The organism is Citrobacter sp. Cpo061 (assembly GCF_030332845.1).
GTDB lineage: Bacteria > Pseudomonadota > Gammaproteobacteria > Enterobacterales > Enterobacteriaceae > Citrobacter > Citrobacter portucalensis.
Genome location: NZ_JAOWHB010000036.1, coordinates 623,004 through 643,108 on the forward strand (window position 1 = coordinate 623,004; position 20,105 = coordinate 643,108).

23 protein-coding genes are annotated in these 20,105 nt (G+C 49.9%); 7 read left to right on the plus strand and 16 right to left on the minus strand.

Annotation, left to right across the window (positions count from 1 at the left end; translation table 11 throughout):
* The first annotated feature begins 85 nt into the window (after nucleotides 1–85).
* Nucleotides 86–1,273: a CynX/NimT family MFS transporter gene (locus tag OGX97_RS09020; protein ID WP_279850554.1), complete on the plus strand. Its 1,188-nt coding sequence runs from the start codon at nucleotides 86–88 to the stop codon at nucleotides 1,271–1,273.
* A gap of 37 nt (nucleotides 1,274–1,310) precedes the next feature.
* Here OGX97_RS09020 and OGX97_RS09025 read toward each other — a convergent pair whose 3' ends face one another.
* Entirely contained in the window at nucleotides 1,311–2,018 is a 708-nt protein-coding gene (locus OGX97_RS09025) for a CTP synthase C-terminal region-related (seleno)protein (protein ID WP_020996459.1), read from the minus strand.
* 198 nt (nucleotides 2,019–2,216) lie between these two features.
* On the opposite strand from OGX97_RS09025, the gene OGX97_RS09030 reads away from it, so the two are divergent.
* Nucleotides 2,217–2,564: a DUF488 domain-containing protein gene (locus tag OGX97_RS09030; protein WP_003832445.1), complete on the plus strand. Its 348-nt coding sequence runs from the start codon at nucleotides 2,217–2,219 to the stop codon at nucleotides 2,562–2,564.
* A gap of 7 nt (nucleotides 2,565–2,571) precedes the next feature.
* Here the strand turns inward: OGX97_RS09030 and OGX97_RS09035 are convergent, their stop codons facing one another.
* On the minus strand, nucleotides 2,572–2,820 hold the full coding sequence (locus tag OGX97_RS09035; RefSeq protein WP_079935322.1) for a putative hemolysin: 249 nt from the start codon (nucleotides 2,818–2,820) through the stop codon (nucleotides 2,572–2,574).
* 186 nt (nucleotides 2,821–3,006) lie between these two features.
* Here OGX97_RS09035 and OGX97_RS09040 point away from each other — a divergent pair, with 186 nt between their 5' ends.
* The 3 genes from OGX97_RS09040 to yoaJ are packed head-to-tail and all read left to right on the plus strand — an operon-like array spanning nucleotide 3,007 to nucleotide 4,255.
* A complete protein-coding gene (locus OGX97_RS09040) occupies nucleotides 3,007–4,032 on the plus strand; it encodes a sensor domain-containing diguanylate cyclase (RefSeq protein ID WP_218659349.1) in 1,026 nt (341 codons plus the stop codon).
* 47 nt (nucleotides 4,033–4,079) lie between these two features.
* Nucleotides 4,080–4,178, plus strand: coding sequence for a YoaK family small membrane protein (locus OGX97_RS09045; protein ID WP_032941789.1), 99 nt, complete (start codon nucleotides 4,080–4,082; stop codon nucleotides 4,176–4,178).
* A gap of 2 nt (nucleotides 4,179–4,180) precedes the next feature.
* Nucleotides 4,181–4,255, plus strand: coding sequence for a protein YoaJ (gene yoaJ, locus OGX97_RS09050; RefSeq protein ID WP_095533175.1), 75 nt, complete (start codon nucleotides 4,181–4,183; stop codon nucleotides 4,253–4,255).
* A gap of 48 nt (nucleotides 4,256–4,303) precedes the next feature.
* Here yoaJ and OGX97_RS09055 read toward each other — a convergent pair whose 3' ends face one another.
* Nucleotides 4,304–4,552 (minus strand): GlsB/YeaQ/YmgE family stress response membrane protein, encoded by a 249-nt coding sequence (locus tag OGX97_RS09055; protein WP_003832440.1) that lies wholly within the window; start codon nucleotides 4,550–4,552, stop codon nucleotides 4,304–4,306.
* A gap of 361 nt (nucleotides 4,553–4,913) precedes the next feature.
* On the opposite strand from OGX97_RS09055, the gene fdhF reads away from it, so the two are divergent.
* Entirely contained in the window at nucleotides 4,914–7,061 is a 2,148-nt protein-coding gene (fdhF, locus tag OGX97_RS09060) for a formate dehydrogenase subunit alpha (RefSeq protein ID WP_060682331.1), read from the plus strand.
* A 52-nt stretch (nucleotides 7,062–7,113) separates the two neighbouring features.
* On the opposite strand, the gene OGX97_RS09065 is transcribed toward fdhF, so the two are convergent.
* The 11 genes from OGX97_RS09065 to OGX97_RS09115 all read right to left on the minus strand — a co-directional run bounded on the left by OGX97_RS09065 (nucleotide 7,114) and on the right by OGX97_RS09115 (nucleotide 15,508).
* Nucleotides 7,114–7,758: a hypothetical protein gene (locus OGX97_RS09065; RefSeq protein WP_032943096.1), complete on the minus strand. Its 645-nt coding sequence runs from the start codon at nucleotides 7,756–7,758 to the stop codon at nucleotides 7,114–7,116.
* Nucleotides 7,759–7,975: 217 nt separating this feature from the next.
* Nucleotides 7,976–8,158, minus strand: a complete 183-nt coding sequence (locus tag OGX97_RS09070) for a DUF1869 domain-containing protein (protein WP_003832433.1) — start codon at nucleotides 8,156–8,158, stop codon at nucleotides 7,976–7,978.
* Between the two features lie 3 nt (nucleotides 8,159–8,161).
* The gene (gene yeaR / locus OGX97_RS09075) at nucleotides 8,162–8,524 is read right to left on the minus strand and encodes a DUF1971 domain-containing protein YeaR (protein WP_003030735.1); all 363 of its coding nucleotides are present in this window, start codon (nucleotides 8,522–8,524) and stop codon (nucleotides 8,162–8,164) included.
* Between the two features lie 173 nt (nucleotides 8,525–8,697).
* Nucleotides 8,698–9,336: a leucine efflux protein LeuE gene (gene leuE / locus OGX97_RS09080; protein WP_003832429.1), complete on the minus strand. Its 639-nt coding sequence runs from the start codon at nucleotides 9,334–9,336 to the stop codon at nucleotides 8,698–8,700.
* A gap of 139 nt (nucleotides 9,337–9,475) precedes the next feature.
* Nucleotides 9,476–10,126 (minus strand): metal-binding protein ZinT, encoded by a 651-nt coding sequence (zinT, locus tag OGX97_RS09085; protein WP_003832427.1) that lies wholly within the window; start codon nucleotides 10,124–10,126, stop codon nucleotides 9,476–9,478.
* 77 nt (nucleotides 10,127–10,203) lie between these two features.
* Nucleotides 10,204–10,719 carry a phospholipase D family nuclease gene (locus OGX97_RS09090; RefSeq protein ID WP_235124082.1) on the minus strand — a complete coding sequence of 172 codons (516 nt, stop codon included), beginning with the start codon at nucleotides 10,717–10,719 and terminating at the stop codon, nucleotides 10,204–10,206.
* Nucleotides 10,720–10,750: 31 nt separating this feature from the next.
* Complete coding sequence (locus OGX97_RS09095; RefSeq protein WP_008784505.1) at nucleotides 10,751–11,338, minus strand: ATP-binding cassette domain-containing protein; 588 nt, start codon at nucleotides 11,336–11,338, stop codon at nucleotides 10,751–10,753.
* A complete protein-coding gene (locus tag OGX97_RS09100; RefSeq protein WP_008784504.1) occupies nucleotides 11,322–12,116 on the minus strand; it encodes an ATP-binding cassette domain-containing protein in 795 nt (264 codons plus the stop codon). Before OGX97_RS09100 ends, OGX97_RS09095 begins: the two co-directional genes overlap by 17 nt.
* On the minus strand, nucleotides 12,110–12,922 hold the full coding sequence (locus OGX97_RS09105) for an ABC transporter permease (protein ID WP_008784503.1): 813 nt from the start codon (nucleotides 12,920–12,922) through the stop codon (nucleotides 12,110–12,112). The genes OGX97_RS09100 and OGX97_RS09105 overlap by 7 nt, the downstream gene beginning before the upstream one ends.
* Nucleotides 12,912–13,886 carry an ABC transporter permease gene (locus tag OGX97_RS09110; protein WP_286592272.1) on the minus strand — a complete coding sequence of 325 codons (975 nt, stop codon included), beginning with the start codon at nucleotides 13,884–13,886 and terminating at the stop codon, nucleotides 12,912–12,914. The genes OGX97_RS09105 and OGX97_RS09110 overlap by 11 nt, the downstream gene beginning before the upstream one ends.
* Nucleotides 13,886–15,508 (minus strand): ABC transporter substrate-binding protein, encoded by a 1,623-nt coding sequence (locus OGX97_RS09115; protein WP_122973783.1) that lies wholly within the window; start codon nucleotides 15,506–15,508, stop codon nucleotides 13,886–13,888. Before OGX97_RS09115 ends, OGX97_RS09110 begins: the two co-directional genes overlap by 1 nt.
* A gap of 395 nt (nucleotides 15,509–15,903) precedes the next feature.
* Between OGX97_RS09115 and OGX97_RS09120 the strand changes: the two genes are divergently transcribed.
* A complete protein-coding gene (locus tag OGX97_RS09120) occupies nucleotides 15,904–17,991 on the plus strand; it encodes a TonB-dependent receptor (protein WP_032943091.1) in 2,088 nt (695 codons plus the stop codon).
* Nucleotides 17,992–18,107: 116 nt separating this feature from the next.
* Here the strand turns inward: OGX97_RS09120 and OGX97_RS09125 are convergent, their stop codons facing one another.
* Together OGX97_RS09125 and OGX97_RS09130 are read right to left on the minus strand one after the other, a co-directional pair.
* Complete coding sequence (locus OGX97_RS09125) at nucleotides 18,108–18,305, minus strand: hypothetical protein (protein WP_071444734.1); 198 nt, start codon at nucleotides 18,303–18,305, stop codon at nucleotides 18,108–18,110.
* A gap of 169 nt (nucleotides 18,306–18,474) precedes the next feature.
* Nucleotides 18,475–19,998 carry an EAL domain-containing protein gene (locus OGX97_RS09130; protein WP_020996464.1) on the minus strand — a complete coding sequence of 508 codons (1,524 nt, stop codon included), beginning with the start codon at nucleotides 19,996–19,998 and terminating at the stop codon, nucleotides 18,475–18,477.
* Nucleotides 19,999–20,105: the final 107 nt, after the last annotated feature.

The window sequence follows — 20,105 nt, forward strand, 5'->3', positions numbered from 1 at the left end:
TAAGCGATAAACTGTCATTTTAGCTTGATTCATCCATTGAGTAAAAACGCTAAGGTATCGCCTCGCCTGACGATATGAGAAAAAAATGACAAATTCACCTTCCTCCCGTGGCAAGAACGCAGCGTTGCTGATCGCGGGGATCCTGATGATTGCCACCACATTGCGCGTCACCTTTACCGGTGCAGCCCCGTTGCTGGATGCAATTCGCGCCGACTACGGTCTGAGCACCGCCCAGACGGGGCTTCTGACCACCCTGCCACTGCTGGCTTTCGCACTGGTTTCACCTCTGGCTGCCGCCGTTGCGCGCCGTTGGGGTATCGAACGCAGCCTGTTTGTCGCTATGCTACTGATTTGCGCGGGTATTGCGATACGTTCTCTGCCCTCACCAGGGTTCCTGTTTAGCGGCACCGCTATCATTGGTTGCGGAATCGCATTGGGAAATGTGCTTTTACCCGGACTGATTAAGCGTGATTTTGCTCAGCATGTGGCGAAACTCACTGGCGCATACTCGCTGACCATGGGCGCAGCAGCGGCACTGGGTTCCACCATTGTGGTACCGCTGGCGTTGAACGGGTTTGGCTGGCGCGGTGCGCTGATGGTACTGATGGCCTTTCCGCTACTGGCACTGATTATCTGGTTACCCCAATGCCGCCAGATGGCCAATGCCAGCTTGAGCAGCTCGCGCGCTCTGCATTCCCGCGCGATCTGGCGCTCCAGCCTCGCCTGGCAGGTGACGCTGTTTCTGGGGATCAATTCGCTTATCTACTACGTCATCATCGGCTGGCTGCCCGCCATTTTGATCAGCCATGGCTACAGCGAGGCGCAGGCCGGTTCGCTGCATGGTTTACTGCAGCTGGCGACCGCCGCGCCGGGATTATTGATTCCTCTCGTCCTGAACAGATTTAAGGATCAGCGCGCCATCGCCGCACTCGTTTCATTAATGTGCGCCGTCGGCGCGGCGGGATTCGCCATAATGCCCGACCAGGCATTGCTATGGACCATCCTGTTTGGCTTTGGCTCAGGCGCGACGATGATTCTCGGCTTGACCTTTATTGGCCTGCGCGCAAGCTCAGCGCATCAGGCTGCTGCCCTGTCCGGCATGGCACAGTCTGTCGGATATTTACTGGCGGCCTGCGGACCACCACTGATGGGGAAAATTCACGACCTCAACGATAGCTGGCTGATTCCTCTTGGCGGGGTCGCCGTGTTAGCGATGCTGATGGCGGTATTTGGTTTGTGCGCGGGGCGCAATCGGGAGATCGCGAGCGCATAATGCACAGGGCAGGTTCGTGAACAACCTGCCCGTTTTTTTATCCGCGCGCGGCGCGCAGCATCGCCTGAACTAACGGCACGGGTTTTCCCGCCAGCGCTCCGCGTTCATGCTGAAAGAGCGTGCCAACATAAAATGGATGCGTCACCAGCTCAATGGCACGAATATCACCAGCCTCATCCCAACCGGTCACCCGAAGATCGCCGCTTTCAAGCTCGGCGGCAAAATCCTCCGATACGCCATAGTTGCAGTGATATCCCTCGGTGATAACATCCCGCCCGTAGGCTTTGGCAATCAGCGTATTGGCCCGCAGCTCAATATCATCCGTTTTTTCTACCAGCGAGCAGGTCAATGGTGCTATCACCATCCGACCCGTGGTGTCAGTCTCGGCGTGGGCGGCATCGCTCCAGCCCAGCACGTTGCGGGCGTACTCCAGAATTGCATGTTGAAAGCCGCCGCAGGTCCCCAGGAATGGGATGCTGTTTTCACGCGCGTAGCGTATCGCTATCAGCGCCCCTTCAAGATGGCGATATGGACTGCCTGGAACGACCCAGATGGCATCATAACCAATCAAGTCCTCACTGCTGTTGATATCAGATGTAGTTAGCCAGTCATAATCAGCCACCAACTCCAGGACGGCGGCAGCATCATCGATAGCAAGGGGAATAGCCTGGTGCGCCACAATATCGGGGCTGTAATCGCCCACCAGCGCAATGCGAAGCGTATCTTTAATTGGGGAAATTTCCATTAAGCTTTCCTTGTGTCCTGACAATAAGGGACAGCATAAGGAGCCTCAGCCTACCGACTTTTTAGTGGTATCACAATCCCTTAAATTGGGAGTCAGGGCGGGCAAAATGCTATAATGGTCACGTTTTACGATCTTATTTAACCGTAATAAAGTTGATGATAAATACCTGAGCGGTAGCTGAAAGGAGCGGATGAAGAGATGAAGATTCAGTGTAAACGCGTGTATGACCCGGCAGAAAAAAGCGATGGTTATCGCGTGTTGGTCGACCGGTTGTGGCCACGCGGGATAAAAAAGACTGACCTTGCTTTCAACGAATGGAATAAAACGCTGACGCCATCCTCTGAATTGCGCAAAGCATTCCACGCAGAACTGATCGATTTTTCACACTTTTCCGAGCAATATCGCGCAGAGCTGGCCCAACAGCAGCAGGAAGGAAAGCGCCTCGCAGAGATTGCCCGACAGCAAACCTTAACGCTACTGTATGCGGCGAAGAATACCCAGCAAAACCACGCGCTGGTGCTCGCTGAATGGCTACGTCAATGCTGACCGCGTATTACTTGGCCGTTGCCGGATGATCTCTACGCCAGAGTGACCATTCATCAATTACTTCCCCGTTGGGTAGTTTGCAGTCAGACTTAACACCTTGCGGAGTCTGCACCGCAATCAACGAGCCGCCCTTTTGTTCACAATACACCGATGCTGGATTCGCCATGCCAACTTTCGGTGGCACAGGCGCTTTCGGTTCCGTGGTACACCCCGCCAGCACCAGCAAGCCGGGCAAAACAATAGATGCCAGTTTCATATTTACTCCTGTTAAAAACCTTATCCTGGCAGGTTACCCCGACTTTCCATCTATCTCCATGTTTTCCTGCCAGCTATCCATTTTATGTTTACATTCTGAGCTGGATGGCGTGTTTCATCTTTCACCTTGATGTTCTATCATGCGGGCAACGTCAGCCCAGTCATTACTCAGGAGCATTTACATCTCATGTCGGACATGATCCTTGCCAGAGTCTCACAATCCTTAGCCACGGAGCAGTCTGTTGAAAGTCTGGTTCGGCAACTTCTGGAGATGCTGGATATGGTGACTGAGATGGAATCGACCTACCTGACCAAGGTCGATCTGGATGCCCGTCTGCAGCATATTCTGTATGCGCGTAATAGCCGCCAAATGCAGTTCCCCGAAGGGCTATCCGTGCCGTGGGATGAAACGCTGTGCAAACGCGCTATTGAGGAAAACTGTCTGTACAGTGACAACGTGCCCGCACGCTGGCCGGAATGTACCGCCGCTCGCGCACTGGACATCACCACCTTTCTGAGCACTCCCGTTCATCTTCCTGACGGAACGTTTTACGGTACACTCTGCGCTACCAGCCGCCGCCAGCAGGCATTGAGCCAACGTGGAGAACAAGTATTACATCTGTTTGCCGGTCTGATCGCCCAGTCGATTCAAAAAGAGTCGCTGGTTGCTCAGTTACGTGAAGCGAACGCCGCGCTGATTGCTCACTCCTACACCGATGCGCTGACCGGGTTACCGAACCGGCGCTCGATTTTTGAAAATGTTGAAACCCTATTTTCGCTTGCCCGACATCTTCGGCAGAAGGTCGTCGTTGCCTATATTGATTTGGATGATTTTAAACTGATTAATGACCGTTTTGGTCATGAGGTTGGTGACCAGTTCCTGATCCAGATTGGGCAGCGCCTGCTCCGTGAATGTAGTGATAATGACATTCTCGGTCGACTGGGCGGCGACGAATTTTTAGTCGTTCGCCTGTCAGCGGAAGATGAACTTGATCAGCTTATGCGTCTGCAGCAGGTGAAAAATCAGCTGCAACAGCAGATTTGCGGTGACTACCACCTGGGTGACATTCATCTGTTTTATCCTGGTGCCAGCCTGGGTGTGGTGGAAATTGATCCGCTGGAGACTGATGTAAACTGTGCGCTTCATCTTGCAGACAGCGCAATGTATCAGGATAAAAAGCGTCAGGATAAAACCCCTTTTGTCGTACATTAAGCCCTGCTATGCTGGCTCGTCTTTAAATAACTCTGGTAGATAATCGTATGCGACTCGGTATTATTTTCCCTGTCATTATTTTCATTTCCGCTGTCGTTTTCTTATCCTGGTTTTTTATTGGCGGCTACGCTGCGCCGGGAGCATAACGATGAAAAAAACAACGATTATTATGATTGGCGTGGCGATCATAGTGGTTCTGGGCACGGAACTGGGGTGGTGGTAACCAAAATAAAGGCCACTTCTCAGTGGCCCCTATTGTCTGTATGTTTAGTTAGCTTTTGATTTTTCTATAGATAAACAACACCACAATCGCACCGATAACCGCTACGACGAAACTGCCGAAGTTGAAACCATCAACTTTACCAAAACCAAAGAAGGTACTGATCCAGCCACCCACTACCGCACCGACAACCCCTAAGATAATGGTCATAAAGAATCCGCCGCCATCTTTACCCGGCATAATCCATTTTGCCAAAATCCCAGCGATAAGACCGAAAACCACCCATGAAATAATGCCCATAATTTTCCTCACTTATGTTTTTAAATTAACGATTCACTCGTTGTATAAAAGCATAGCATAGCGCTGAAAAATTAAAATTTGTGATCGTCATCACTTCATATTTTCATCTTTTTCCGATGTTTCATAAGGTTATGACTGCTGACCGGCAGGCTAAATTTTTGCCGCTCCTCGTCATTAATGTCGAATCGTCAGTCATTATGCTTAACTCTTTTGCCCTCAGCCCCGTTATTGCTGGGTTTTCACTTCTGGCACACTTTATGCTTAAACAACTTGTCGCTACGACAAATCGTAGTCCGCGGTGCTTATCGCGTGGCTGCGTCTACAATTCGCGCTATTTCAGCATTTAACAGGTCTGTTATTGATGAAAAAAATCACCAGTGTTTGCCCATACTGTGGGGCCGGGTGCAAGCTTAAGCTTGTTGTCGAAAATAACAAAATCATCCGCGCCGAAGCCGCAGAGGGTGTAACGAACCAAAATCAGTTATGCCTGAAAGGCTATTATGGTTGGGACTTTCTTAACGACACTCGCCTTCTGACTCCCCGTCTGACTCGCCCGATGATCCGTTATGAAAAAGGTGGCAAATTCACGCCCGTTAGCTGGGATGAAGCCATTCGTTACACCGCAAAACGCCTGTCTGAAATCAAAAATACCTATGGCCCTCGCGCCATCATGACTACCGGCTCTTCCCGGGGAACCGGAAATGAAACTAACTACGTGATGCAAAAATTCGCACGTGGCGTACTTCATACCAATAATGTCGATTGTTGTGCCCGCGTCTGTCACGGTCCTTCCGTTGCCGGGTTACAAGAAACGTTAGGCAATGGCGCCATGAGCAATTCCATCAGCGACATTGAAAACTCAAAATGCCTGCTGATCTTTGGTTATAACTGCGCCGACTCGCACCCAATCGTAGCCCGCCGGGTAATTAAAGCTCGCCAGAACGGCGCAAAAATCATTGTCTGCGACCCACGTCGTATTGAAACCGCCCGTATTGCTGACCAACATTTGCAGTTGAAAAACGGTTGCAACATGGCGCTGGTTAATGCCTTCGGTCATGTTCTTATCGAAGAGCAACTCTACGATCGCGAGTATGTGCAAAAGCATGCGGAAGGGCTGGAAACATACTGGGAAACCGTTAAGGACTATGCGCCTGAAGCCGTTGAACATTTAACCGGCGTTCCCGCACAGCAGGTTCGTCAGGCAATGCGTACATTTGCCGCAGCACCATCGGCAACCGTAATGTGGGGGATGGGCGTCACCCAGTTTGGTCAGGCCGTTGATGTGGTTCGCGGTTTGTCGAGCCTGGCGTTGTTGACCGGGAATCTGGGTCGCCCTAACGTCGGCGTTGGTCCGGTGCGCGGGCAAAATAACGTGCAGGGTGCGTGCGATATGGGGGTACTACCTAACCAGTTCCCGGGGTATCAGGACGTGACCGATTCCGCCGTCAGGGAAAAATTCGCCAGCGCATGGGGCATCGATGTTAATCAGATGGATGATAAGGTCGGGACCCGTATCACTGAAGTTCCGCATCTGGCTCTCGAAGGCAAAATAAAAGCCTACTACATCATGGGAGAGGATCCGCTGCAAACCGAGGCCGACCTGGGCCTGGTTCGGGAAGGGTTTAACGCGCTCGATTTTATCGTCGTGCAAGACATCTTCATGACTAAGACAGCGGAAATGGCCGACGTTCTCCTGCCTGCCACCTCATGGGGCGAACATGGCGGCGTCTTTACCTGCGCCGATCGCGGCTTCCAGCGTTTTGAGAAAGCGATTGAGCCCACCGCTGACGTAAAGCGTGACTGGGAGATTATCAGCCTTTTGGCCAGCGAAATGGGCTATCCAATGCAGTATCAAAATAACCAGCAAATCTGGGATGAGATGCGCGAGCTGTGCCCGCTATTCTACGGCGTGACCTATGAGAAAATGGGGGAAATGGGGCATGTTCAGTGGCCGTGCCCCGATCTCGATAGTCCTGGTACGCCGTACCTTTACGCGCACAGCCAGTTTGATACCGCCAACGGCAAAGGCAAACTGTTTGCCGCACCGTGGCGAGCGCCCGCAGAAGTTCCGGATGACAATTATCCGCTGGTACTGTGTACCGTGCGTGAAGTTGGGCATTACTCCTGTCGCTCGATGACCGGTAACTGCGCAGCGTTACAAGCGTTGGCTGATGAACCAGGATATGTGCAAATCAATACCCAAGATGCCGAAAAGCTGGGTATTCGTCATCGTGATCTGGTGTGGGTCAGCTCGCGTCGGGGTAAGGTCATCAGCCGCGCAGACGTCTCCGAGCGCATCAATTCCGGAACGGTGTATATGACCTATCAATGGTGGATTGGAGCATGCAACGAGTTGACCCAGGATAACCTCGATCCAATCTCGAAAACGCCGGAAACCAAATATTGTGCCGTAAATATCGAGCACATTAGCGATCAGAGATGGGCTGAAAAGTATGCCGCTCAATCGTATAGCGACATGAAATCACGCTTATGTGAGGCCATTGCGTAATTCCCCACCATCGCGACCTGAGTCTGGTTACCCAGGCTCAGGTCTTATCTCATTACTTTACCAGGTGAGGTTCGCTGAAGCGGATGGAGGCAGTTTCCTCCTGCTTATCCCGCTGCATAAAGCCAAGGTTCATCAGGAACAATCCCGCCATAAACGGTAGTTCATACAGTTCTTCAATCAGATCGCCATAATGGGCATTGTGCAGGAAGATGGGAGCCAGCAGACGATGATGCTCTACCGTATCAGAGATTAAAAATGCACAGGTGGTGATCGCCAACAGCCAGAGCGGTAACGGTTCATTACGCACACGGCGGGCAATATCCTGGCGTAAGCGCTTCGACAGCAGCACCGGCAGAATAAGCATGGCAATTAATACAACTGAGATAGCTCTGAACAGAAGTTTAGGATGCTCAGGGAAGTAATCGCGTCCCCAACTGGTGCTTCGGCCCAGCAAGACCACCCACCACGCTGCCGCCCAAAGCCAAAATTGCTTCTCTCCTTCAGGGCGTGATAAAGGCCGGATATAGCCAAGGGTAAATACCGCACCAAACAGTAGCCATAGCGCCTGCCCATTTTCGATCCATCTGACGACAGTGCCGTTAAGCAGCGGAAGATTCCAGTTCGCGGTGAACGGAATCGCCACAATGACCAGTCCTAGAATAAGTGTGGGGAATGTAATTTGGGTATTCAGTTTCATAAGCGCGATGTTCTGTATTGTTACTTTTTTGCGATCATAACGCCTGTGAATGATCGACAATTAGCATTCAATGCGGATTTCTTAAGGTATTCTTAAGGAATCTTTTTCGGACATCACTACGTTCAACACAAATAAAAAAACCGCACGGCGCCGTCAAAACGCTGTGCGGTTAGTACATTAAAATTCTGTGTATTCAATCAGTAAGAGTATTTAATACCTACCATCCGCAGACTTCGTGCTCATTCTCGGTATCGTACGAACGGACGGTATTGACCAAGTCTTTGACCACTTCTGCTGCCACATCCGGCACCAGTAATGTCATAGGCGCTTCTGTTTCATAATCCACAGAAACACCGTTGCTGTTATTGGTCACTGTTACGGTATAGGTTGCTTTCCCCATGATTTACTCCTTGCCGGTGCGCACGACTTTTCGTTGATTTGCGCTCTCCATCAGAACTTCCGGGGCAACGAAAAAATCGATATTAAAGTAAGTGTCGTCGGTCATCACTTCGATGTTATGCCATTTTTCCGGTGGAAAAACGCCAAACTGACCGGCTTCAATAACCATCACCTCTACTGGCTCCGGACTGTGTTCATCGGCGTATCCGAGATATTTGACCGCCCCCTGCATAACAGAAAGTCGTGGATAAACCCCGGCACGAGTTCCTTTATCAAGGTGGCGTTCGAAAATTCCGGCAGGCGCGGTTTCTTTGTTCCAGAATGGTGTAGAGCGTGTATGGATATGATTCTGTGGAATTTGAAGCATTTTTCTTCCCTTTTCCAGTCGACAACCAGCGAGTCTTATTGAATCGCTGCTGTACACAGGGTACGCCTCAAAATATACATTTAAAATACCATTTATTGGTTATAACCCTACAATTACAAATGAAAAGCAAAGCGTCATATTGAAGACCCGCCGCAACCAGCGGGCCGATAGCATCACGACTGAAGCGTGGCCAGACGAGCGGCAAAACCAACGAAAATCAGGCCGATTAGGGAATTACCCACTTTGGCCAGTTTTTTCTTGGTGCGAATATACTGCGTCACGAACGCGCCGGAGAAAATAAGGAAGCTCAGATAGAAAAAACTCACTACTTCAAGCGTAATGGCCAAAATAAAGAATGACAGCCCTGAGTGCGGTGCATTGACATCAATAAACTGCACGAAGAACGAAACATAAAACAAAATAGCTTTGGGATTCGTCAGGCTTAGAATTAATGCTCGCTTAAAAATAGCGCCAAATGGGACTTCCTCAGGTGCGGCGTCGCTTGCTTTCGATTTCAGTGTCGCATACAGGATCTTCGCACCGAGGTACAGCAGATAAAACGCGCCAAGATAGCGAACGATGTTGAACAAAACGGGCGTTGTTTTGATCAATGCGGCAACACCGGCATAGGCCAAAAACATCAACACGGCATCACCGATAAACACACCGCTTGCGGCGAGATAACCACCCTTCACTCCCCGACCGACGCTGTTCTTCAACACAAATATCGTATTTGGCCCCGGTACCAACACGATAAAAATGGCTCCCACCAGATACGTCCAGTAATTCAGAACTCCATACTCTGCGAACACGTTAACCTCTTCCTGAAAAAACACATGCACTTGCTGCGATACAATATGCTAACGAATGCATCGGGTGATGGAAAGAGAAGGTTATGAATTAAAAAACCCGCCACTGGTGACGGGTGTGTACAGATAAGGTTAGTCCGGATTAATGGTGCAGCATCTCATCCACAACCTCTTCTCCCTTCAACTGATAAGGGTAGTAGGTAGGCCAGTTTTCCATCTCTTCAAGCAAGGCTGCCTGCGAGGTATTTCCCATAAAGATATGGAAGTGGCTCGATTTACGCGGCGCGATAATATGATCGCTAAATTGCACATATTTAGGCGCTTTGCTGTCAGCGGCTTTACACTCAAACAGATAACGTACACCTTTCTTGCCTGATTTATAATTCAGGATCTTATATCCGGCGTAGTCGTATTTACATGATGCAACCTGATTCCCGGTATGAAACTCCATCACGCCATTTTCAATACCGATAGTGTCTACGTTGGTTGCATAGCCTGTACGGTAATACGCTTTGATTTGTTCTGCCGTTTTGCTTTTATCTTTCTCCGCTTTCTTTTTGAATACTGGATCAAGTTCGCCGCTGACCAGATACGGATAAACAGATTGCCACATGCCATCCCAGTCGGTCAGCGCCCTGTTCTGCACCTGGTTATCATCAAATACCCCTTCCGACGCCTTTTGTTCTGCTTCACTCATTGGCGCACCATGGGAATGATGACCATGCGCCAGAACCGAACTACTGACTAAAAGCATCCCCAGAGCGATTGTCAGTTTCTTAAAACGAATAGCCAAAATTTCACCCTCAAATCATTTGTGAGTGAGTTGTTATAATATAACATCACATTTAAATCAACGGCGTTGTGAAGTATTTAACCGCTCTGGTGCGCGATTTTCCAACGGCTGTCAAAATGGGCCTGATACTGCGCAACAACGGCAGGTTCGTCACGAATAACTAACACATTTTCAGAGTTGGCAAATTCTGCGGATTTGGCAAAGTTGAATGAACCGGTTTCCAGCGTGTCGCCATCAATAATCATTACCTTGTCATGCTGGATGTGGTAGTGACCATCCAGTTGCACATCAACCCCATTCGCGGCAGCAAAAGCGATGGCCTTCTGGCTAACCTTGCCCTCGTTACGTTTCTTATCGATAACAGCCCGAACCACTACGCCTCTCTTTTCAGCGTTTACCAAGGCCTGAACAATATCTGCAGACTGAAATGAATAAGCCATCATATCGATGCTGTGCTGCGCATGGTTAATTGAATCCAGCACTAAAGCCCGAGCCGACCCTTCCGGTGAAAAACCCACCTGAATGGAAGTATGAGCTGCAAAAGCACCCGCCCCGTACATTAGCGCAGCCACAGCGATAGTTTTTACGATCACGTTAGTTATTTGCCTGAAATGCGAAAGAGACCTAAGAGAGTAGCGCTCGCGTGCAGATCTGATCAAGCAGCGCCTGCTGATGACTGATAATGAGCATACCCAATGGTCGACGCTGAGATTCTTCAAGCAGCAGCGCCCAGATATCCCGTTGAATAGAAGGATCAAGCTGGGCAGTAATTTCATCGGCAATAAGAAAACGTGTCCGCGGGTCCAGCGCGCGAAGTAAAGCAATTCGCGCCAGTTCACCGCCAGAAAGTTGTCCGGGACGGCGGGTTAACCACTCTGGATTGATGTGAAGACGGGTAAGCATTGCAGCATCCGGTCGCCATGCATCATGCACCGCATCACCGGTGCTGCGTCGGGGGTTAAAAGTTAATTCCGGATGCTGTGGCACCAGTTGCACCGGGCAATACTGGTGCATCGGCAACGGTTGGTCATCAATCAGAATGTCACCGGAAGTTGGTTTCTGCCAGCCCGCCAGCACGCGTCCCAGCGTCGTTTTGCCAGTTCCACTGGGCGCACAAATCCCAATACGTTCTCCAGGGCGTAGAGAAAAGGTCAGATTTTGCCACAGAACCTTTTCCCCCTGACGGATTGTTACATCACGACAGCACAGCATCGCGCTCTCCAAAAAGTTGATTTCTTTCAGGCAGTGCCCGCCATTGTCGTTGCAGGTGTTCGCTAATCTCTCCGCGTAACAGCTGTTCCCGGCTGACGTTATCCGACACCCTTCCCTGATGCAGTGCGACAATACGATCCGCATGGCGGGCCGCCAGCGTGAGGTCATGCGTTACCCACAAAACACCAGCCCCTTGCTCACATTGCTCACGCAACTGTTCAAGCAGTTGATTAGCGAGAGGTGCATCAAGCCAGGCGGTAATTTCATCCGCCAGAATATAGCGAGCCTGACTCAGAGACGCATGACAAGCCAGAACACGTTTTGCCATACCGCCTGAAAGCTGACGCGGAAAAGCATCTAATACGCGACTTTCCAGTCGACTACGCTGGAGCAATCGTTCAATTTTTCCGGCATTCCACTGCTGGTCAGAAAGCTGGCATGCCCTGCGCAGATGTTTTTCAATCGAGAGCAGCGGGTTAAGTGCCTGAATACCTTGAGGGACGTAGCTGAAGGTATTGCCACGACATTTGCGAATATCATCACTGCCCAGCGCTTTACCTTCCAGGGTAATAACGCCGTTGAAACGCAAATTGTCTGGTAAGAGATCGAGCAGACATTGCAGCAACAGGCTCTTACCTTCCCCACTTCCCCCAACTAGCGCCACCATCTGACCAGGCGCTACGTCGAAAGAGATATCCTGCAACAGCGAAGACCAGTTTTTCGCGCCGTACCAGCGATAACGCGCCACGTCCAGCGAGACCTGCCTTAAACTCAACATGCGTCACCTCGTAACCATAAACGATGCACCGCCCTTGCGAGCTGATCGAATAACATCACCAGACTGAACAGCATCAGTCCTGGAAACAGCACTAACCACCAGTCACCATGACTGATAAACCTCAGCGCATCCGCCAGCAGCAGGCCCAGCGACGGTTCATGCGGTGCCAGTCCAAAACCGAGGAAGCTTAACGCCGCGCTGTGCAACACCGCATGGGGAAACATCAGCAATGTCCCGGTTAACCACTGGGGTAACAACGCCGGTAGATAGTGATGCCGCCAGCAGTAAAAATGGCCGTGTCCCAGACGCCAGGTCAACGTCAGATAGTCACTGTGGGCCACGCGCTGCGCTTCAGCACGCAGGATCAGCGCCAGACGCGGCCAGTGCGTTAGTGCAACCGCCATGATTACCCCGTTTTTCCCACCACCCAGCGTAAAACAGATCAAAATAAGCAACAGCAGATGCGGCATCGATAGCATGGCATCAGTAATTAGACGCATAAGCACATCCAGACGCGGATGTATGCGCGAAACCGCCGCCATCATTAACGCAATGAAACCGCTGCACAACGCCGCACCAATACCAATTTGCAGACTGGTTAGTGCCCCCTGAAAACAACGGATCCACAGATCGCGACCGAGGTTATCGGTGCCAAACCAGTACATCGCATCAGGTGGAAGATGACGGGCAAGCAGATTAACGCTCAACGGGTTATCCAGCATTGCGGCACCATACACTGCAATGAATAACAGGCAGCTAAAAGAGAACAAAAGACGAATTAGCGTCGGCGTCGGGTTATAGAGCATCAGGTCGCTCCAGAGCACGGTTCAACATTCGGACAAGCCAGGTAGACAGCGAGTTGCCAATGAACACCAGTACGGTACTGAACAACACAATCCCCATCAGTAACGGCAGATCGCCGCGTAACCCGGCATCAATGGTGGCCTGCCCCAGTCCTGGATAAGCAAAGACTTTTTCGGCCAATAGTGCACCTCCCAACAGTTCTCCCAGTGAGGCAAACTGCAAACACAGCGCAGGCGTAATTGCATGACGCAGAACCTGATGGCGTAACAGTGACCAGCCTTTATCTCCCTGGGAACGCGCAAAACGGACAAATTCGCTTTTCATTACGCTGGCGATGCTTACCCGCGTGTGAAGCGTAATTTGCCCCAGTCCCAACAAACTGAGCGCGCAAACGGGAAGCACCAGATGACGCAGACGCTCGGTCAGCGTCACCATATCGCCGCTGTTGCCCGGCTCCCACGCGCAGCAGACCGGAAATACCGGCCAGCGCACGGCAAATAGCGCCAGCAGCAACATGCCAATCCAGAAGGTCGGCAGCGAAGAAAGCAGATAGCTGAGGCGACAGATTGCTTTGTCCGGCCAGCGATTCAGGTAGCGACCCGCGACAAACCCCATTGCCGTTCCCAATATGCCGGAGAGTAGCCACGCGCCGCCAAGCAGCGCAAACGAGGTGGAAAAGCGTTCCTTGATCACGCTGGCAACCGGCGCATTAAACAACATGGAATAGCCGAGATCGCCCTGCAATACACGAACAAACCAGTGACCAAAACGCTCCCATAGCGGCTGGTCCAATCCCCAGCGAGCAGCAATGCGTGCATATTGCTCCGGCGGCACATGCAGGAGATCGTTGCCGATATAAGCACGAATCGGATCGACCGGAGAAAAGCTGAGCAGCACAAAAGTGCCAGCCGCAACCAGCACTAATAACACTATCAGCCGTAGAAAATGGCCCACAACAGACTTCATCAACGGCAGGTCCAGGTCCATTCGTCCAGATTATTGAGCAGTGACCAGCTACCGTGAATCTCCGGTGCGCCTTTGCCTAAATCAATACACGGATTTGCCAGGTAGGTATGCTGAATATTCAGCAGCCATGCCCAGGCAGCATCGCCCTGCACGCCAGCCCCTTGCTTACCATCCCACTCCACCTGTTGCCAGAAAGGTAACGCTTTTTGCCAGTCTGGGGCGTCGATAGCCTGTTTAAGGTGCTGTTCAACAACAGGATTGCTGTAATAACCTGGGTTGTAATATTCCACGCCCGCGGCCTGATTACTGTAATGATGGAAAAGCTCCATCGGATCCAAGCTTCCCCAACCAAATAGTGTTGGGTTCGCATGCATGTGACGCTCAACCGTTTCCCAGCTTCCTGATTGCAGCGAGATCTGAATACCCACCGGCTCCAGCATTGCACGTACGGCCTCAGCTAAATCCCGGCGCGTACTGTCACCGCTGGCGTACCATAAAGTCAGTCGAGCCTCTTTGCCGTCTTTCACTCGCACGCCATCTTTACCTACCTTCCAGCCGGCTTCTTCCAGAATCGTACGTGCTTTTTCGCTATCACCATCTTTGAACGCAACGGATTGCCCCTGCCATGGCAGCCCTTGCACTGCGCTATATGCAGGAATCGCATGACCTTCCATGACCTGATCGGCAAGCTGCTTACGGTCGATGGCATAGTTTATGGCGCGCCTGATGGCAACATCGGCAGTGATATCGTTCCCAATCGGATAGCCATTGGCGTCTTTTTTACCTGCAGGAACCATCGGGAACACAATGCCCCGGTTTTCCACGCTATCGCGTACCCAAAGTTTCAAATTTGTCTGCTGAGGAGCGACCGCCATCGACGGCGCGATACGTACGAGTCCCAGTTGGCCACTGCGCGCTGCGGCATAAGCGTTATCTTCATCAAGGAAGACAAACACCAGCTTACTGAAATCATTTTTCTTACCGGCATACCAGGGGTTAGCCTCCACGATCAACTGCTGTCCCGGCTGAAAACTCACCAGTCGATAAGGACCCGCGCCAATCGGATTTTTGGCAAATGTTTTTTCGTCATACCGTTTCGCCGGAACAATACCCAAAGAACCCAGCACATTCACAAAGGTGCTCTGTGGGCTATTTAGCGTAATTTCTACCGTGCGATTATCTTTCAGGCTGGCATGGGTGAAGTTTCCCATGTCGATTTTGCCGCCGCTTTTTGCTGCTTTGTTATAGGTGAACACCACATCTTCAGCGGTTAGCGGGGAACCATCAGAGAATTTAAGGTCAGGTTTTAACGTCAACGTCCAGGTTTTGCCGTCTGCGCTGGTCTCTACTTTTTCCGTCAGCAGGTTTCCCCAGCTCATATCTGCATTTTGTTTTAATAATGGTGCATGCAAAAGCAAATAGCTGCCATGACTCCAGCCCAGCATCGGGTCAAACCCTTCCGTTGGTTCTGGGCCAATTGCCAGTTTTAACGTCTGCCCTTCGTTCGCATTTTGCGCGGCAAGAAGTGGTGAAGTTAATGCGAGAGTCAATGCGCACGTAAGCAGTGCCAGCTTGCCTTTGATCATTATGTTATCCAGATTTACGTTATTTTTATGCCGCATAACGATTTACCGTCGTTAAGCAGTCTCCTGGGGAAGGGATTATGGCGGACAGAAATGATGAAAAAAATGATGCGGCGCAGAAAAGTATGACGATTTTCTAAAATTATCATACTTTTTTCTGATACTCCGTTATGAGTACGATGTGAATCTCAGAAAATAGATTAATCCCTCGCCATTTATTCACAGGAATATTAATCCCGAACTAATAATTGCCTGTGCGGACTATTGGCCCTTCCTGCTAATTCCTTATCTAAAACTCATGACAATTTATGTATATTTATTCAAGAAAAACACCAGAAGTGACAAGTTATGTAAATTTGTAATGATAATTATTTGTATTATCATTTCCATCAATTATCTTACTGCCTTTGAATTTTAACAAAGGAAGTTTGACTATGCGTTTAAAACCTGTTGCCTCTGTCGTTCTGTCCTGTTTAGGATTTTCCAGCCCCCTGGTATTTGCTGAAGACGTCATGGTGGTAACCGCTTCCGGTTATGAAAAGAAAATCACCAATGCCGCCGCCAGCGTCTCTGTTATTTCTCAGCAAGAGTTACAAACCAATAAATATAATGACTTAGGTGAAGCCCTGCGTTCTGTTGAAGGGGTAGATGTTGAAAGCAGCACCGGTAAAACCGGCGGTCTGGAGATCAGCATCCGTGGCATGCCTGCCAGCTATACCTTGATCCTGATTGACGGTATTCGTCAAAACGGCAGCAGCGACGTAACGCCAAACGGTTTCTCTGCCATGAATACCAGCTTTATGCCCCCGCTGGCGGCGATCGATCATATTGAGGTGATCCGCGGCCCGATGTCGACGCTTTATGGGTCCGACGCAATCGGTGGCGTGGTGAATATCATCACCAAAAAAAGCACCGATAAATGGAGCACTTCCATCAATACCGGCGTTAACCTGCAAGAGAGTAATAAATGGGGTAACAGTACGGTCGCCAACTTCTGGTCAAGCGGCCCGTTGATTGCGGGCGTACTGGATATGCAGGTTCGGGGGAGCACAACCCAGCGTCAGGGTTCCAGCGTCACCTCCCTCAGCGATACCGCCTCCACCCGCGTACCTTATCCTACCGAATCGGAAAACTATAATATTGGCACGCGCCTCGACTGGAAAACCAATGAGAACAATACGCTGTGGTTAGATCTCGACTCCGCCAGACAGCGCTATGACAACGATGACGGGCAGTTGGGCAACCTGACAGGGGGGTATGATAAAACGCTACGCTATGAGCGTAACAAAGTGACCCTCGGCCACGATACAGCCTTAACGTTCGGCACCTGGAAATCCTCCCTCGGCTGGAATGAAACCGAAAACAAAGGCCGGCAATTGGTATCTTCCGCACTCACACCAGAGAACGCAGGCCGGGCCGGTGACGCGCGTGAACTGAAGAACACCAACGTCATTCTTGACTCAGTGCTGCTGACGCCATTAGGTGATTCACACCTCTTAACCCTTGGCGGAGAATACTGGGATGCACGGATGAAAGATGGTGTGGTACTGGCCAATACCGGCGAGACGTTCCATCAAAAAACGTGGGCAGCTTATGCGGAAGATGAATGGCATATTCTCGACTCGCTGGCCTTAACCGCAGGAACACGCTATGAGCATAACGATGTCTTTGGCGGTCATCTCAGCCCGCGTGCCTATATGGTCTGGGACGTTTCCGACGCCTGGACGCTCAAAGGCGGCGTAACGACAGGTTATAAAGCACCATCACTAAGCCAGTTGCATAACGGGATCAGCGGTGTAACCGCACAGGGAACGGTGAATACGGTCGGTAACCCGGACCTCAAACCTGAGGAAAGTATCAGCTACGAAACCGGGCTGTATTACGAGAACGACGCCGGGCTTAACGCCAACATTACCGGCTTCTATACCGAATACAAAAATAAAATTGTCTCATATTCTATCGATGATAATACCAACAGCTATACCAACAGCGGCAAGGCGAGGACCGATGGCGTTGAATTTGCCAGCACCTTCCCTCTATGGTCGGATGTGCTGACCCTATCTCTCAACTACACCTACACTCAGAGCAAGCAAAAAGATGGTGACAATAAAGGCGCGCCATTAAGTTACACCCCAAAACATATGGCTAACGCCCGTCTGAACTGGCAGGCAACGGAAGATATGAATGCCTGGCTCAGCGCACGTTATCGCGGCAAAGCCCCACGCTTTACCGAAAATTACGACAACCTTAGCGCGGTACAAAAGGCCGTCTATGACGATAAAGGCGCTGATTTAAAAGCCTGGACCGTTGTCGATATGGGGATGTCTTATAAGCTGACTAAAGATCTGACGCTTAATACGGCGGTTAATAACGTGCTGGATAAAGACTTTAGTGAGGTCAAATTGTACCAGGTGGGGCGTAATAGTACCTACGCAGGTGATTATTATCAGACTGCACAATCCACTACCGGATACGTAAACCCTGGTCGTAACTACTGGGTGTCTTTAAATTATCAGTTCTAATTTTATAAGATCCTGTTGGTCGGGGCACACTAATACCCCGACCAGCAGAATATTATTGAGAGAAGACACAAGATATAATCATCATCTTATTTTAACATATAAGAATATTTAAACAATTAATACAGAAATACCCCTTCCTGCACCATTAGGTACAATGCCAAAACAATAACCCCGACGATACCGCCTAAAAATAGTACTGCGGCAATCGCAAGCTGGTTGCGATTTGTGTTCTTCACTTTGCTTCGCACATCCAACTTATTTTTCGCCGCTCTATGACTTGAATCACGCTCCATCGCGAATGTTATATCTGCCATACCATTATCCAGTTGCTGTATATGAAAACACAAATAACCACCACATCGATAAGGGTATAGATTTTAACTAACAGAATCTGAGATTTGTCTCACGATAAAGATAATCGTCGGATTTTTGCTACCGAAGCAGATTTCATGCTCACTTTTCATCAATTAGGTTATCTTGTATTTATTCGACAAAAACCTTCACTTTAGGCTTTGACAGCAGAATCATGACGAACTCAGTGAAGGTTACTGGTTTATAGAAATAGTACCCTTGCAGGAAAACAATGTTGTTTTTGTTGAGATAATCAAGCTGAGCCTTCGTTTCAACCCCTTCAGCAACGATGCTTAAAGACAGCTTGCGCGCCAAATCGAGAACACAATCCAAAATTCGGGTTGAATCGGGAAGCTCATTTACCCTTCCCACAAAGCTCTGATCGATTTTAATGTAATCAATGTGCAGGTCATGCAAATAAGAAAGCCCAGAATAGCCCGTACCAAAATCATCCAGCGCAATCACAAAGCCATTCTCATGCAGGATATTGAGCCTCTGCACAAGATCTTCATCCACATCTAACGGCTCGCGCTCAGTAACTTCGATTACCAGATTGAGGTCATCGCGGTTAAAGCTATCCCTGTAATGCAGGCACTCCTGCACGAATGTAGGGGATGTGATATGGGATGCGCTGAAGTTAATGCCGACATGGAAGCCGGATGGCAGTTTGCTGGCAATGGCGTTCATATTCGCAGCGACCTGCCTCATCAGACTTTGAGTTAGTGGCACTATCAGGCCTGATTTTTCCGCTACAGGTATAAAGGATGCAGGAGAAATATACCCGGCTTTTGGATGTTTCCATCGGGCCAGCACTTCAACACCGCGTAACGTCCCCTCGCGACCATTTACGATAGGTTGATAAAAAGGCACGATCTCTCCTTTTACTATCGCCCTGCGCAACGTTTCTTCAGGAGTATCGTTCTTGTTCAGATACTTATCAATGGCATAAGCGGCTGCAAAAGACATTAACAGGATAAAAACCAGAATCCCTGAACCCTGTGTAACCAGTCTTTTTGCACTAAACAGTGGCGGTTTATTATAAATAATACTGAACGGATACTTTGCGGAATTAACTTGACCAGACGCACGTGCGCTTGTTGTAACGGTTTTTACATCGCCCAATAAACCGAGTGCTGCGTCACCCACAAGCAACGAGTACGTTACTCCCGCTAACGGGACATTCATTGCCCCTCGGATATGCACGCCACTTATGGTGACGATGATACGGCCTGTGTGAAAACGTGTTTGATACAGCAGAACAGGTATTTCATTCTCGGTATTGCTTGCGGGAGTCAGTTGTAAATTAGTATCAGCTATAACGGGAATATGCTTAAGTAATATCCGATTACCCGGCAAAGATGTACACCAAACCTTCCCCTGTCGAATAATGATCAGCGTTCGCAAATGGGGTCGGAGCGCAGCTTCGGTTCCAAGTTGGTATTGCCCCTCCAAATCGCATTTTTTTTCAGCGATGTTCATAGCGGTACGGGTTGCCTGGAAAGCTTCATCAAGTATGTTATCCATATTTTTCGCGGCATATCTGGCCCCCCCGAGGTTTTCCATCGAAGATGAATACCAAAGCTGCATATTAAGAATAAAAACACCGATTAAAAAAAGACACACCGCAGCAGTTACCGGTAAAAGTGCTTTGCGCATTCTCATATCCTGTGGTGAAAGCCGATCGGTCGTTGCGATGAGCATTGACGTGTTCTAATTTATATCTACAGAGCATGGTAGACAGAAACAAAAGCCGCCATGCGCCC